This is a genomic window from Sorangium sp. So ce836, from assembly GCF_028553905.1.
GTDB classification, from domain to species: domain Bacteria; phylum Myxococcota_A; class Polyangia; order Polyangiales; family Polyangiaceae; genus Sorangium; species Sorangium cellulosum_D.
The window spans coordinates 6373799-6388101 of record NZ_CP102233.1; the positions used below are offsets into that span (position 1 = coordinate 6373799).

The following is a 14303-nucleotide window of genomic DNA, read 5'->3' on the forward strand; positions in this document are numbered from 1 at the left end:
CGACGATGTTCTACGGGGATGGATCCGGATCGGAGGCGCCGGCCGCGCCGGCAAGCGGGCCGGGGCCGCCGCGCGGCCCCGGCGCCGACCTCACCGGCGGGCGGGCTCGCGCGGGAGCGCGGCCGCCCTGGCGTCGAACGAGCAGGTCAGGCCGCAGGCGTTGTTCGCCGTGCCGACGCAGCGGTCGTCCCACGCGTTGTTGCAGCAGTACGGATCCTGCGCGCAGACCTCCGAGACGCACCAGTCGCACCCGGCGTCGAGCGCCACGCCGGTGTCGCACACGTCGTGGCTGCAACCGCAGGCGAGGCCGCACGCCGACGCCGCCTGGTCCACGCAGCGCGCGTCCCACGCGTTGTTGCAGCAGTACGGATCCGCCGCGCACACCGCCTGAGCGCACGGGTCGCACCCCGGGTCGAGCTCGTCGCCCGCCGAGCACAGGTCGTGGCTGCACGCCTGCGTGCAGGTCAGCCCGCAGGTGTTCGCCGCCTGCTCGACGCACGCGCGATCCCACGAGTTGTTGCAGCAGTACGGATCCGCCGCGCACACCGCCTGAGCGCACGGGTCGCACTGTGAATCGAGCGCGCCCCCGGGCGAGCACAGGTCGTGCGCGCAGGCGTCCTGGCACACGACGCCGCAGGTGTTCGCGGCCTGCTCGACGCAGACGCGATCCCACTCGTTGGAGCAGCAGTACGGATCCGCCGCGCACACCGCTTGAGCGCACGGGTCGCACCCCGGGTCGAGCGGCGCGCCCGGGTCGCAGACCTCGTGCTCGCAGGTCGGGCACGACCCGCAGTCCAGCGAGCAGCTGCCGCAGTCCTCACCCTCGCCGCACACGCCGTCGCCGCAGGTCTCGGCCTCGCAGGTCTCGCCGCAGATCGCCGTGACCTCGTTCACGCACGCGCCGTCCCACGCGACATTGCAGCAGAACGAATCGAGCTCGCAGATCGACGCGACGCACGGGTCGCAGGCCGGGTCGAGCGGGCCGCCCTCCTCGCACTTGCCGTGCGCGCAGGAGGTCGTCTCCTCGCCGATGATGCGCACGTTGTCGATGTACCAGCCCTCCATGTCGTTGAAGACCCCATCGATCGTGTCGAAGCTGAACGCGACGGTGATGCGCCGATCCGCGAAGGCCGCCAGCGACTCGAAGCGCGGCTCGAACGTGCCGCTGGTCGACGAGGTGGTCCTCGGGAACACCGCCACGTTGCCCGGATCGTCCACGTCGGTCACGACGATGGTCGCCGTGTCGTAGTACAGGCCGCCCTCGACCTGGATGAACTGGTCGACGACGAGGAACGGGCTCGACACGCCGGTCAGATCGATGACCGGCAGCGTCAGCGTGCCCGCGTTCGCCGTGCCCGTGTCGTAGGTGCCGGTCTCCTCCAGGCCGTACCAGAACGACCGATCGCCCTCGGACGCGCGGCGCGTGGTGATGTGCCACAGGCCGTCGCTGCTCCAGCCGCCCGAGTCGCCCTCGAAGCCCTCCGAGTACACCACGAGGCCGCCCTCGGTGGTGACCTGGACGTTGTTCGACACGGGCCCGACGTTGCCCGCCTCGTCGACGGCGCGCATGGCCACGTACACGGTCGCGGAGGGCGGCAGGCCCTCGATCTGCGCCTGCACCAGCCAGCCCGCGGGCTGCGCCGGGGGCGCCGACGTCAGCTTCGCGGAGGCGAAGTTGCTGTCGTCCAGCGGGTACAGCGCCCAGCGGATCTCGTACGCCGTCGGCGTGCCCTCGAGCCCGTCGTCGCCGGGCGAGGTGAACTGGACGACCGCCGACGTGGCCCCCGCGTCGATCGCGGTCAGATCCGTGACCTGCCCCGGCGGCGTGACGTCGGTGGTGAGCGCGAACGCGAGCCCGTGCAGCTGGGCGGAAGCCCAGAGGGCGCCCCAGTGGAGCGTCCCGTTCTCCAGGTCGCCGTCGTCGTCGTCGCGCAGGAACACCTCGCGCACGGCCGTCGGGATGTCGGGCGCGTTCGACGGGAAGGAGGGCAGCACCAGGGCGCGGGCGAGCGCGTCGCCGGCCGCCTCGCCGAGCTCGCCGATCAGGTTGGCGCGGGCGTGCCACACGAAGCCGGCCCACGCCTGCCCGAGGTTGTGCGACTCGTCCCAGCCGCCCGGCGGATACACGTAGTCGTTGTCGCACGTGCGGATCAGCCCGCCGTCGTCGGTGATCCCCCCGCCGACGAGCGGGGCCTTGAGCAGCAGGCAAGCCAGCGTGTCGCCCCACCCCTCCGACAGGCCGCCGTCGTAGATCCCGCCGAACGTATCGTCGACGAAGTGGCCGTACTCGTGGGCGATCACGCTGTCGATCGCGGAGTTGTTGCAGCCGCCGCCCGACCGGAAGAAGTTGATGCTGATCGCGCCCGGATCGTAGTACGCGTTGCAGAAGTCGTTCAGGTTGACGTTGGTCGGCAGCGGCGCGCCGAGGGCGTCCGGCGCGAGGCCGTTCGCCTCGAGGAACGAGCGCGCCGCGTCCACGTAGCGATAGGCGGTGGTCTGCGCGATCTCCTGCTCGCCCGCGCCGGCCGACGAGAACACGAGGCCGACCCCTGGGGCCGCCGTCGCGGTGGCCACGAGGTTCGGCCCCGACACGTTCTGGACCGTCGCCGCGCGGCCGTTCAGCCTCGCCTGGAGGGGCGAGCCGAGCGGCACGTCGACGCTGAAGGCGCCGGCCGCGTCGGCGTGCACGAGGGTCCCGGGGCCCGTGACGCGCGCGTGCGGGAGGCTCGTCTGCGCGACGGCGCCGCCGGACGCGCCCGGGGCGCCGCCGCTCACCGTGAAGCCGGACACCGAGCCCGTCACGACCTCGAACACGCGGTCGTCGATCGTGAGGACCCGGCCGGTGGCCGGGCCGTTGGCGATCACGAGCACGCGCTCGTGACGGCCGGCGAGGCTGATGTCCCAGACCATCTGGAGCGCGCCCGCGATCGGGCGGATCACCCGCTCGGCCTTCGCCACGCGCGCGTCCGGCTGCGCGCGCAGGGCCGTCCGCGCGAGCGTGTGCGCGCGCTCCTCGCCGACCTTGTCCTCCGTGTCGACGACGGCGTCCTGATAGAGGTGGTGGCTCGACGCCGCCAGCTTGCTCCCGCCGTCTCGGTCGGCGCGCAGGGTCAGGTTCAGGTACGTGCCGAAGATCGGCACGCCGTCGCGGACCTGACGGTAGCTCACATGGCTGAGGGTCGCGCGGGCCGGAGTGCGCTCGACATGCTGGCTCGCGGTCTCGAAATCGCTCGCGGTGAGCGGGCCGAGCGCGACCTTCAGCTCGTCCTTCACCAGCGGCAGCACGTCGACGGCGCTCAGCGAGCGCGTGGGCGGAAGCGCGATGTCCCTGCCCTGGTGCATACGGCCGCCCTTCACCTCACGGCCATACGTCTTGGCCGCCTGGGGGGGATTGCTGGCCGGAGCCGCGATGGATGAGGTGGTGTCCTCTCCGCCGCAGCCGGCCATCCCGAGCCCCAGAAGAAAGAGAGATACCAGTCCACGATAACTGCGCATTCATCCCTCCGATCGCACTTGATCAGGTTCGAATCAGGACAATGACGACCATGCAGCGGCCAGCCGGTCCGCCGCCGCGTCGACTCGCGATCTCGCACCCGCGCGCCCGGCGTCGGCCCGGCGACCGCGCGGCCGGCGGGCGGCGGCGAGCCGCCGTCTCGGGAGAGGCGGCGGCGCCATCGCTCGCGGTCTGCGATCTCCGCGGCTTGCTGCGCGCGTAAGAAAAGCGGCGTCGCTCGGAGGAGCGCCGCCCTAGTCTTCACCTCTGAGCGATTGCACGCGATGTACCAACGACGTCGCCCCCTTCCCCCGCGCCGTGGCGCTCACGCGTTGGCGCCCAAATCAGAGCGTCGCTTGGCTCAGGCGAGCTGGCCAAACGCTGGCCGGCCAGCTGGCCGGCCGCGTCGCAACATTGCACCTTGCGTACTTGAGCAAGAAGTTGCGGTAGTTCCTGGAGAAACCGCGCCTCCCGCCTCGCGCACGCAGGCGGCGCGCGTCGGAAAGCTGCGGTGGGCCCGAGGCGCGCGCGCCTCCCGCGCCTGCCGGCGCGGACGCGCTCCCGGTGGGCGGCGGAAGCAGTAGACTCGCCCGGGTGAGCCGCTCCCCCGGGCGCCGTGGCCCTGTCCCCTCGCAGCTCTCGTTGTTCGGTGGAGCGCCGCGGCCGGCCGCCGCCGAGGCGCCCGCGGCGCCGGAGCCCGACGCGATGGCCGCGGTCTACGACGACGCCGCCCGCCTCGCGGCGCGGCTGCCGGCGGGGCTGCACCTCGGCACGAGCTCGTGGAGCTTCCCGGGCTGGCAGGGCCTCGTCTACGCCCGGCGGCGGAGCACGGAGGAGCTCGCGCGCGACGGCCTCGCCGAGTACGCGCGGCACCCACTGCTCACGACGGTCGGCATCGACCGGAGCTTCTACGCCCCCATCCCCGACAGCGACTTCCTTCGTTATAGAGCGCAGCTGCCGGGCGGCTTCCTCTGCGTGCCGAAGGCGCTGCACGCCGTCGTCTCCCAGACGCTCCGGCGCCCTTCGACGCCGCCGGACGACGGCGAAGGTCGTGGCGCGGGCCGCGGCCGCGCCGAGCCGAACCCGGACTTCCTGTCGGTCCCGCTCTTCCTGTCGCGCGTCGCCGCGCCGCTGCTCTCGGTCTTCCGGCCGCACGCGGGGCCGGTGCTGCTCGAGCTGCCCCCGGTCGGCCCGCCCCACCGGCTCCCGCCGCGCGCCTTCTTCGAGCGGCTCGACGCCTTCCTCGGCGCGCTGCCGCGCGAGCTCGCCTACGCCGTCGAGCTCCGCGAGCGGGCGTATCTCACCGGCGAGTACCGGGAGATCCTCGGCGCGCACGGCGTCGCCCACACCTACAGCTACTGGCGCAACATGCCGTCTCCCGGCGCCCAGGCGGAGGTGGTGCCCGTCTCGAACGCGCCGTTCGCGGTCGTCCGGCTCTTGCTCAAACCCGGTCGCCGCTACGAGGCCGAGCAGCGGCGGTTCCATCCGTTCGACCGGATCGTCGAGCCCGATCCCGCCATGCGCGCGGAGGCCGCGCGGCTCCTCTGCGAGGCCGCGGCGCTGCGCATCGAGAGCTTCGTGCTGGTGAACAACAAGGCCGAGGGCTCGGCCCCCCTCACCGTGCGCGCCATCGCCGAGGAGGTCGCCGCGGCGTGGCAGGGGTCCACCGCGGCCGCTGGCGGGTGATCCGACCGCGGCCGATCGCCCGCCGCGCCGCAGGAGGGCGCCGGCCGCCCGCCGCGCCTCGGCCGCCCGCCGCGCCCGCGGGAGGGCGCCGGCCGCCGCGCGCCGCGGCGGGAACAGGCTGGAAAGGCACCCCGCGCGGGCGGCCCCGGGGCCGGCGCGGCGCGCTCCTCAGGATTCCGGGGCGCGAAAAGGGCTCTCCTCGCCGCGTCATCCGTGCAACACCTCGCGCGCCGCGGCCCGCGCGCCGGCCGCGGCAACGGACGCGCACAGCGCTTGGAGGTGCCCAGTGAAACGCAGTGAAGCTCCGGCCCGCGCCGACGTCGTCATCGTCGGCGCCGGCCACAACGGTCTCGTCGCCGCCGTCCTCCTCGCCCGCCGCGGGCTCGACGTCGTGGTGCTCGAGGAGAAGGACGCCGTGGGCGGCGCGGTGAAGACCGAGCGCCCCTTCAAGAAGGCGCCGTCCCTGGGCGTCTCGAGCGGCGCCTACCTGCTCGGGCTCGCCCCGCCCGAGCTGCTCCGCGAGCTCGGCGTCTCGCTCCCCCTCCGTCGGCGCGATCCGCACTATTTCCTCCCGACGACCGACCGGCGCTACCTGCTCTTCGGCTCGGACCAGGCCGCGATGAAGCGGCAGTTCTTCGAGTTCTTCTCCCAGGAGGACTGGGACGCGAACAGCGCCCTCCAGGCCGAGCTCGCCGCGCTCCGCGACGACATCGCCCCGACCTGGCTCGAGGAGCCGCTCTCCATCGAGGAGACCGCGGAGCGCTACGTGCGGCCCGCCCTCCGGCAGACGTTCGTGGCGCTCTGCCGGGGCACGATCTCCGACTACCTCGCGCGGTTCCCCTGGAAGAGCGATCTCCTCCAGGCGATGTACGCCGCGACCGACGCCTTCTCGGGGCTCGCGGGCGGCTTCGACACGCCCGGCACCGGGATGAACTTCCTCGTCCACAACATGTGCCGCCTCCCGGGCGCGGACGGGACCTGGATGATCGTCGAGGGCGGGATGGGCACGGTCAGCCGCCTCTTCGCCGAGAAGGCGCAGGCCGAGGGCGCCGCGATCGTCACCGGCGCCCGCGTCGCGCAGATCGAGTCGTCCGGGGGCGCCGTCTCCGGCGTGCTCCTCGAGGACGGGACGCGCATCGCCGCCCGGGCGGTCGTCTCGAACGCCGATCCGTTCCGCACCCGCGCGCTGGCCGGCGGCGCGGCGATCGGGGCGGCGCTGTCGGCGCGGCTCGACGCGCTCGCGAAGGACGGCTCCACGCTCAAGGTCAACATGGCGCTGACCGGCCTACCCCGGTTCACCTGCCTCCCGGAGGACCGCGGGCAGTTCGGGCCGACCATCCACCTCCTGCCCGACGAGGGCGTCGTGATGGACGTGCTGCGCCAGGCCCACCGCGACGCGATGAGCGGGCGTCTCCCCGAGTTCCCCGCGATCGAGTGGTACTTCCACACGCCGATCGACCCGAGCCTGCGCGACGCGGAGGGGCACCACAACGCCGCGCTCTTCGTGCAGTGGGTGCCCTACGCGCTCGCGAGCGGCGAGACGTGGGACCAGGCCGCCCCGCGCTACGTGAAGCACCTCCTCTCGATCTGCGACCGGTTCGCGCCGGGGATGAGCGACCTCGTGCTGGAGACGTTCACGCTGGCGCCGCCGGACATCGAGCGGCACTTCGGGATCACGCGGGGTCACATCCACCACATCGACAACGGCTTCGGCTTCGCCGATCGCGTGCCGTACCGGTTCGGGCTCGCCGGGCTCTACTCGTGCAGCGCCGGCACGCACCCGGCCGGGTCCGTCATCGGCGCGGCCGGGCACAACGCCGCCAAGGCCGCGCTCGCCGACCTCGGGAAGTGACCCGGGCGGCGCTCCCGGTCGCACTCCTGCCCGACCGGGCCCTGCACCTGCTCGGAAGGGGGTCACACCCCGTCGGACCGCTGCGACTTTGACGCGGCGGCGCATGAGAGACCGTGGTCGAGCCTCCAGCTACCCCGTCGTGGCGATCCTCACCGGACGGTGAATTTCGGTAAGCTCTACCGCATCTGTAGCGGGGAGCTGCCAACGCCTCTCATTTCGACACGACGACCACCCGCGGCGCAGCCGCCTCAAGGAGGGAATTCCGATGCTGGAGAGCCGATCACGATGCCTCTTGTCCGTGCTGTGCACCCTGGGGCTGGCGGGGTGCGCGATGGACGCGCCGGATCCATCGGGCGCATTGGAAGAGCAGGAGCCTGCCGGCGCGTCGGCCGAGGCGCTCACGGCGAGCCCGGGCGAGCACCTCTGGAGCCGGCGGTTCGGGGGCGCGCTCGATCAGCTCGCGGAGGACGTCGCCCTGGATCCCCAGGGAAACCTCCTGGTGGTGGGGCGCTTTTCGGGGAGCCTTGTGCTCGACGGCCTCGTGTTGACCAGCGCGGGCGGCGTGGACGTCTTCGCGGTGAAGATCAACGCGGGGGGCGTCCCTCTCTGGGGCCGGCGCTTCGGCGGCGCTGCCGACGAAGGGGCGACGCTCGCGGCAGTGGACGACCAGGGTGAGGTGGTGATCCACGTGGTGGGAAGTCAGCCGGTCGATTTCGGCGGAGGGCCGGTCGAGACCGCGTCTGCGGCGCTGGTCAAGCTCGATGCCACAGGCGGCCATGTCTGGAGCCGCAGCCTGGGCGCGGTCGCGACCGCGCTCGCGGTGGACGGCACGAGCCATGTCCTGGTGGCCGGCACCTACACGGAGCTGGCGGATCTGGGGCTCGGGCCGATGCCGGCGCTTGGCTCCGACATCTTCGTGGCGCGGCTCGACGCCGGCGGCACCACCCTCTCGAGCTGGCGCTTCGGGGCGGAAGGCAACCAGGTGGCGCGCGCGCTCGCCGCCGACAGCGCGGGCAACGTGGTCCTCGCCGGCGACTTCAACCCGCGCATCTTCCTCGGAGGCGAGGACCTCTATGCGCTAGGCTCCCGGAGCGCGTTCCTTGCAAAGCTCGACGCCGGAGGGTTCCACGTCTGGAGCCAGATGCTGCCGTCCGACAGCTGGTACAACTCGAGCGTCAACGCCCTCGCCATCGACGGCGCCGACAACATCGTCGCCACGGGCTGGGACGGCGGCGGCGGCGCGAGCGGCAGGGCGCTGAGCGTGTTCAAGGTGGCCCCCGACGGCGCGGTGCTCTGGAGCCGGTTCTACTGGGGCACACCCGCGGAGCCGGGAGATGATGCCGTCGGCGCGTGGCCCGGCAGGAGCATCGGGACGGACGCGGAGGGCAACGTGGTCGTGGCGACCGATCCGACCGGGATCAGCCCGTCGTCGGGGTTGACGATCGATCTCGGCGGAGGGCCGCTGCCGTTCGGCGCCCTCCTCCTGAAGCTCGATTCCTCGGGCAATCACGTGTGGAGTCGAAGCTGGGCCAGGACGTCCCGGCCCGAGCTCGCCGTCGCTCCTGGAGGCAGGGTGTTCGTCGGCGGCTCGTTCACGGGCACGCTGGACTGCGGCGGCTGGCCGCTGACGAGCGCGGGTGGATTCGACATGTTCCTGGCGAAGCTCGCCCCCTGAAGGGCCACTTCGCGCTCGGGTGGGTGACGCGGGTGCGACCGGCGCTACCCGCCGGCACCCAGGCCCCCGCCGGCGCCCAGGTCCCCGCCGGCGCCCAGGCCGCCCCCACCGGCGCCCAGGCCCCCACCGGCGCCCAGGTCCCCGCCGGCGCCCAGGTCCCCGCCGGCGCCCAGGCCCCCACCCGTGCCCAGGTCCCCGCCGGCGCCCAGGCCCCCACCGGCGCCCAGGCCCCCACCGGCGCCCAGGTCCCCACCCGTGCCCAGGTCCCCGCCAGCCCCGAGCCCGCCGGCACCGCCCAGCCCGCCGGCGCCCTGGTCGCCGGGCCCCGTTCCGTCGGTGCTCCGCCCGCCGGCGCCCTGCGCGCCGGCCCCTGATTCGGGGTCGCCGTCGCCGCTGTTCTGCCCGCCAGGAGGCATCGTGGGCGGCAACGAGGGCGGGCTCGGAGGCGGGAGGTCCGACGGCGATGGCTCGCTCACGCACGTCGCGCCGGCGAGCGCCGACAGGAGCAAAGGCAGCCGCAGGAACCGGCGCCGCAGGGGCATGGAGGACATCGAACGCATCGTTGCACCGTGCCTTTCTGATCGGGTTTCCGGACACATGGAGCGAGGGCGGTCGCATGCCCAGTGTCCCGGTGCCCGAGACGCTCCTCTGGCGCGCGACGTCGCTGCAGTGAGGGCGGCCCTCGGGCGTAGGCTGCCCCACCCCGGCGCACCTCAACGGCCCGGCCCTGGGCTGGTCGATCACCCGGCCGCGCGCACGACGCGTCCCTGCGTCGTCACACCACCGCGCGCGCACGGCGCCCCCACATCCACGCCGACGGCGACGCGAGCGCCCGGCCACGCCACGCCCCCGCGCAGCGCCCCGGCGCCCTCGGCCCGCGCCCCCACGCCGACGACGCTGCCCGTCACGTCCACGCCCTCGGGCCGACGTAGCTCGGCAAGGCCCGGATCAGCGCTTGATCTTGAGCACGACGTCGGGCGCTGCCTCCAGCGCGGGCACCACGAGCCCCACGCGGAGCAGCCGCCCTTTCAGCGTCGCATCGAAGTGCGCCAGCGTCACCGCCCGGGCTATCGTGAGCTGTCGTGCCGCCTCCATCGTCTGCGTGAACCGGGTGCCGCAGAATGGAAATTCATCACAGCCTCCCGGGTCGACGGCGCCAGGGCCGACGCCGCGCGTGAGATCCTCGAAGAGCTGCTCGCTGCCCCCGGAGATGCCGCCCATCGACTGCACGAGCTCACACAGCACCGTGTCGGTGTTCTCCACGTCAGGGATATCCATGTTCAGAAACCCGGTGTGATTGCCGCCCAGGAGCTTCACGAGGGTCACAGGAGGTGGCGCCTGGTCGAACACCTTGAGCGGTCCCACGATGGGCGCCAGCTCGTCCGCGGTGCCGGAGACGATCGTTACGGGCAACGCGCGTCCATAGGTGGCTGGCCCGAGGAAGCACGATGCCGGCGCATAGGCCACCGCGGACCGGACGTCGATCTGGAGGACCGGGTGGTAGGCGGCGAGCAGCGCCGTCAGGCCTCCCGCCGAGAAGCCGAAGACCCCTCGATGGTCCGGGAGCACGGCGCGGGCCAGGTCGGCGTCGGCGCCGTCGAGCCCTTCGATCTGCTGCATCACGAACTCGAGATCTGCCGGTTGGTTCGCGTAGTCCGATGACGTAGGCCCGCCGGGAGCATCCGCCCGGGTGAGGGGGAACAGCGGCGCTGCGACGATGTAGCCGTGGGACGCCAGGTGCTCGGCGTAGGGACGAGCGTCCCCTCCGGGGCTCGCGAATCCATGGCCATACGCCAGCAGTGGGAACCGCCCGTGCGCCACGGGCGCGCGGTCCCCCCCGGGAGGCGAGGCCGAACGCGACTTTGCGGGGTACCAGACCACCGTTGGCAGCGTCCTGCTGGGGGCTCCAGGAAAGCCGTTGTTCGGCCGCGTTGGTCGCGACCTGTCGACAAAGACGAACTCCCGCCTGGCGAACCCGTAGGGGCCGCTGTCCGCGATCGCGTTCAGGACCAAGGTCGACGCCAGGACCGACGAGAGCTCCGTTTGGGCAGCAGCGGTTTCTGCCTCCACGGCCTCCGGCCCCTCGGCCACCGTGTCCGGGGCATCCGCGCAGCCCGCTGCGGCGATCGCCAGACTGAGCCCGATCGCGACGAATCTGCCCACGCACTCGATATGCCCTTGCGCGCGACACGGCTTACCGTCCAACATCTCTCTCGCTGTCATCTCGCTCTCCATTCGAATCGTCGATTTGACCAGGTCACCTCGACGACATGGCGGAGGTCGCCTCTCATCGCGAGGTGGCGCGGCCTACCCCCCTCGTCGTCCGCATGGCGGCGCAACGACGCGTGGCCCTGACGAGAACCGGCGCACGCGGCGTTCAGCTGCTCTTCTTGCTTTCGCTGGCCGCAAAGCCTGGAATCAGAGGCAGGCGCGGCTATGCCAGACTAGCTGGAGATGCGATGGGAGCCATTCGGGCTCTCCCGGAATCGTGGGTAGGCGCCGGAGCGACGGACGAGTCGAAACCGCCCGAAACGGGCAGCATTTCGAGCCATCGATTCGCCAAGAACAGAACGCCACCTTGGCGGCTTGGCGTCTGTGCGTTGAGATTCCTCTGCGCTCGCGAGGCAGATCCCTGGCGAGATTTGTGACCCGCGGTAACCCGCGGTAGTAGAACGCCGAAGGCTCGCGCTGGGTCCCCACCGGTGCCCAGGCCCCCACCGTGCAGCGGGGGCGGCCCTGTGGCGCAATCCCGCCCACCTCGGCGCACCTCGCGGCGCGGCCCCGGATGGGCGATCAGCTGGCCGCGTGCACGACGCGCCCCTGCGTCGTCACCACCGCGCGCTCGCACGGCGCACCCACATCCACGCCGGCGGCGACCCGCGCGCCCGGCCACACCACGCACCCGCGCAGCGCCCCGGCGCCCTCGACCCGCGCCCCCGCGCCGATCACGCTGCCCGCCACGTCCACGCCCTCGGCCACGGACGCCCCCGGGCCGACGTAGCTCGGCAGGCCGCGCTGCGCGAGCCAGTGCGCGCTCGCCGCGAGGTAGGCGGCGAGCGTGCCGATGTCGTGCCACACGGCCGGCGCCGCGAACGTCGCGAGCGGTCGACCCTCGCGCAGCCACGGCAGGTACACGTCTCCGACCATGCAGCCGCGCGGCGGCAGCCGCCGCCGCAGCGTCTCGCCGACCACCTGCACGCCCACGAAGTCGCCGCCGGCGACCTCATCGCCGAAGCGCTCGCCGCGCAGCCGGACCACCTCGCCCCCGCCGCCGACGCCCACCGTCCCCTCCCCGGCCGGCCGCGGCGCCACCGCGAGCGTCGCGGCCGCGCCGCGCTCGGCGTGCGCCGCGCAGAGCGCCGCCACGTCGAGGTCGATGAGGATGTCGCCGTTCCAGAGGACCACGTCGCCGTCGCCCAGCGCGCCCGCCGCGTTCGCGAGGCCCCCCGCGGTGCCGAACGGCTCCGGCTCGTGCAGGACCTCGACCGGCACCGGGAACGCCGCGAGCAGGTCGCGCGTGAAGCGCTCCGCGAGGTGGGACTTGTTCATCGCGGCACGCCGGACGCCGCCCGCGGCGAGCTGCCCGGCGATGTGCGCGACGAGCGGGCGATCGCCGAGCCACAGGAGCGGCTTCGGCAGCTCGTCGGTGAGCGGGCGGAGCCGGGTCCCGAGCCCCGCCGCCAGGATCATCGCAGAGGCCATGCGCCGGAGGATCGCCCCCTCCGCGAGGAACGTCCAAGAAATCGAAGGTGAGATGCCTCCCCCGCTGCCGTCGGTCTACCGGGATCGCGAGCGCCGGCGCCGCACCCCGAGCGCGGCCGCCGCGATCGTGAAGAGCGAAGCGTAGGACGCGCCCCGCGGCGACTCGCCGCCGGTCACGCGGCAGCCGCAGCCGCCGTCATCCTCGCTGCCGCCCGCGCCGCCGGTGCCGGTCGTGGCGGTTGTGGTCGTGGATGTCGTGTCGCCGCCGGTGCCAGCGCCGCCAGCGCCGCCCACGCCCATGCCGCCGCCGCCACCCATACCACCCCCGCCACCCATACCACCCCCGCCGCCCGCGCCGGACGCGTCGCAGGCGTCGCCGATGCCATTGCCATCGGAGTCCGCCTGGTCGGGGTTCGGCACCGTCGGGCAGTTGTCGCAGGCGTCCCCGACGCTGTCGGCGTCGGTGTCGATCTGCGCGGTGTTGGACACCGTGAGGCAGTTATCCATGCTGTTGAGGACCGTATCGAGGTCGATATCGGCGGCGCTCGGCACGGCGCACGCGGTCCAGGTCGTCGACCAGGGCTCGCTGGTCTCGTCGCGGCCGCTGACGCCATTGCTGCCCATCATGACCTGGCCGGTCTCCGTGAGGTCCACGCGACACGTGTTGATCGTCGTCGTATTCATCGACAGGGGCGCGTGCAGCGCGGGATTGTCCGCCGTATCCGGCAGATACGTCGAGCCGTTGACCGTGACGCCCGCCTTGTTCACCGGGGCTTGGGCCCCCGCCGTTCCATAATACACGCAATCGACATCGGTCACGAGGTTCGTCATGCCATCCCAGTGAAACAGAATGACCGGCTCGCCCCCATTGGTGAACCCCCACGCGGTGCCGACCCCGTTCATGATCGGCACGAGCATGTCAGGGACAGCGGGGCTCGTCGTGGTGTCTCGGCGCCCGTTGCGATCTCGTACGTGGGATAGATCCCGTATCCGGTGAACGGGCTCGTCACGCCGCAGGAGGTCCTGAAGCACTCGCCGCCGGCGATCGACACGTACTGGGTCTCACCCGGCTGGATGACAGCACCGGCGGGGAATCGCACGATGAAGTCGCTGGTGCCGGCGGGCGCCCCGGCGATGACCACGTTGTAATAAGTATTGTAATCGGCGAGATAATAATCGGTCAGGACGATCGGCGTGTTTCCGGGGTTCCGGATCGCGACGGACTCGGCCTGTGTCGGGGAGACGACGACCTCCATCAGCAGGAGCTTCTCCGCCGCGGCGTGCGCCGCCGCTGGAAGCAAGACCATCGTGGAGAAGGAGAGGATCGAGGCGAGGCGCTTCATAGGGTGTATCGTAAATCAAACCCGGAGAGAGGGAAAGGCCCGCGGTGGCGTCAGTCCGGACCATCCCAAAGCCGCTCCGAGGCCGGGAGCACGCGCTCGACGCACCCACCTTCGGAGGTGATGTTGACGCGGGCCCCTGCATGGCATTCGGTGTGTGCGCGCCGCCGGTCCCCGTCGCCGAGGTCCAGTCGAGCGCCGCCGCCCGCTGCTGCTTTATGAATGCTTCACCTGCGGAGTCCATCACGCACCGCCGTGACCGACCGCGGCGACCCTGCCGAGCTCGATGGCGGAGCGTTCTTCCACCATAGGTTCAGGCGAGGATGCAACAGCGACGAGCTCGTTCGCGCGCTTGTCTTGCCGTTCGTGGACAGTCCGCTGCCGTTTCTGGACAGGAGACATCGTTCGCGCACGCGATGGATGGCGATCTGCGCGATACGTCGAGGTCGAGCCCGACGACCGGTACGCCATGGTGAGCTGCGGGCCGTCGGCCCGGGGTGGCGTTGTCGCCGGAGTTGTTGCTCGTGGGTGCCAGCGCTCGTGACGTTCAGGGCC

General features: G+C 72.4%; 10 protein-coding genes. 3 read left to right on the forward strand and 7 right to left on the reverse strand.

All coding sequences use genetic code 11. The features are described 5' to 3' along the window. Nucleotides 1-90 precede the first annotated feature (90 nt). The gene (locus tag NQZ70_RS23070) at nt 91-3342 is read right to left on the reverse strand and encodes a hypothetical protein (RefSeq protein WP_165374114.1); all 3252 of its coding nucleotides are present in this window, start codon (nt 3340-3342) and stop codon (nt 91-93) included. Nucleotides 3343-4087: 745 nt separating this feature from the next. Between NQZ70_RS23070 and NQZ70_RS23075 the strand changes: the two genes are divergently transcribed. The 3 genes from NQZ70_RS23075 (at nt 4088) to NQZ70_RS23085 (ending at nt 8706) form a co-directional block, all read left to right on the forward strand. Next, the gene (locus tag NQZ70_RS23075) at nt 4088-5179 is read left to right on the forward strand and encodes a DUF72 domain-containing protein (RefSeq protein WP_129576122.1); all 1092 of its coding nucleotides are present in this window, start codon (nt 4088-4090) and stop codon (nt 5177-5179) included. Between the two features lie 286 nt (nt 5180-5465). Next, on the forward strand, nt 5466-7031 hold the full coding sequence (locus NQZ70_RS23080; protein WP_129576123.1) for an NAD(P)/FAD-dependent oxidoreductase: 1566 nt from the start codon (nt 5466-5468) through the stop codon (nt 7029-7031). Nucleotides 7032-7296: 265 nt separating this feature from the next. Then, the gene (locus tag NQZ70_RS23085) at nt 7297-8706 is read left to right on the forward strand and encodes a hypothetical protein (protein WP_129576124.1); all 1410 of its coding nucleotides are present in this window, start codon (nt 7297-7299) and stop codon (nt 8704-8706) included. A gap of 44 nt (nt 8707-8750) precedes the next feature. On the opposite strand, the gene NQZ70_RS23090 is transcribed toward NQZ70_RS23085, so the two are convergent. From NQZ70_RS23090 to NQZ70_RS23115, 6 genes are all read right to left on the reverse strand, one after another. Continuing rightward, nucleotides 8751-9257: a hypothetical protein gene (locus NQZ70_RS23090; protein ID WP_129576125.1), complete on the reverse strand. Its 507-nt coding sequence runs from the start codon at nt 9255-9257 to the stop codon at nt 8751-8753. 189 nt (nt 9258-9446) lie between these two features. Next, complete coding sequence (locus NQZ70_RS23095; RefSeq protein ID WP_165374115.1) at nt 9447-9614, reverse strand: hypothetical protein; 168 nt, start codon at nt 9612-9614, stop codon at nt 9447-9449. 40 nt (nt 9615-9654) lie between these two features. Continuing rightward, the gene (locus NQZ70_RS23100; RefSeq protein WP_129576126.1) at nt 9655-10326 is read right to left on the reverse strand and encodes a hypothetical protein; all 672 of its coding nucleotides are present in this window, start codon (nt 10324-10326) and stop codon (nt 9655-9657) included. Between the two features lie 1173 nt (nt 10327-11499). Next, the gene (locus NQZ70_RS23105; RefSeq protein ID WP_237245537.1) at nt 11500-12408 is read right to left on the reverse strand and encodes an NDP-sugar synthase; all 909 of its coding nucleotides are present in this window, start codon (nt 12406-12408) and stop codon (nt 11500-11502) included. A 75-nt stretch (nt 12409-12483) separates the two neighbouring features. Beyond that, a complete protein-coding gene (locus NQZ70_RS23110; protein WP_129576127.1) occupies nt 12484-13326 on the reverse strand; it encodes a thrombospondin type 3 repeat-containing protein in 843 nt (280 codons plus the stop codon). Beyond that, nucleotides 13308-13751 (reverse strand): hypothetical protein, encoded by a 444-nt coding sequence (locus tag NQZ70_RS23115; RefSeq protein WP_129576128.1) that lies wholly within the window; start codon nt 13749-13751, stop codon nt 13308-13310. Before NQZ70_RS23115 ends, NQZ70_RS23110 begins: the two co-directional genes overlap by 19 nt. Nucleotides 13752-14303: the final 552 nt, after the last annotated feature.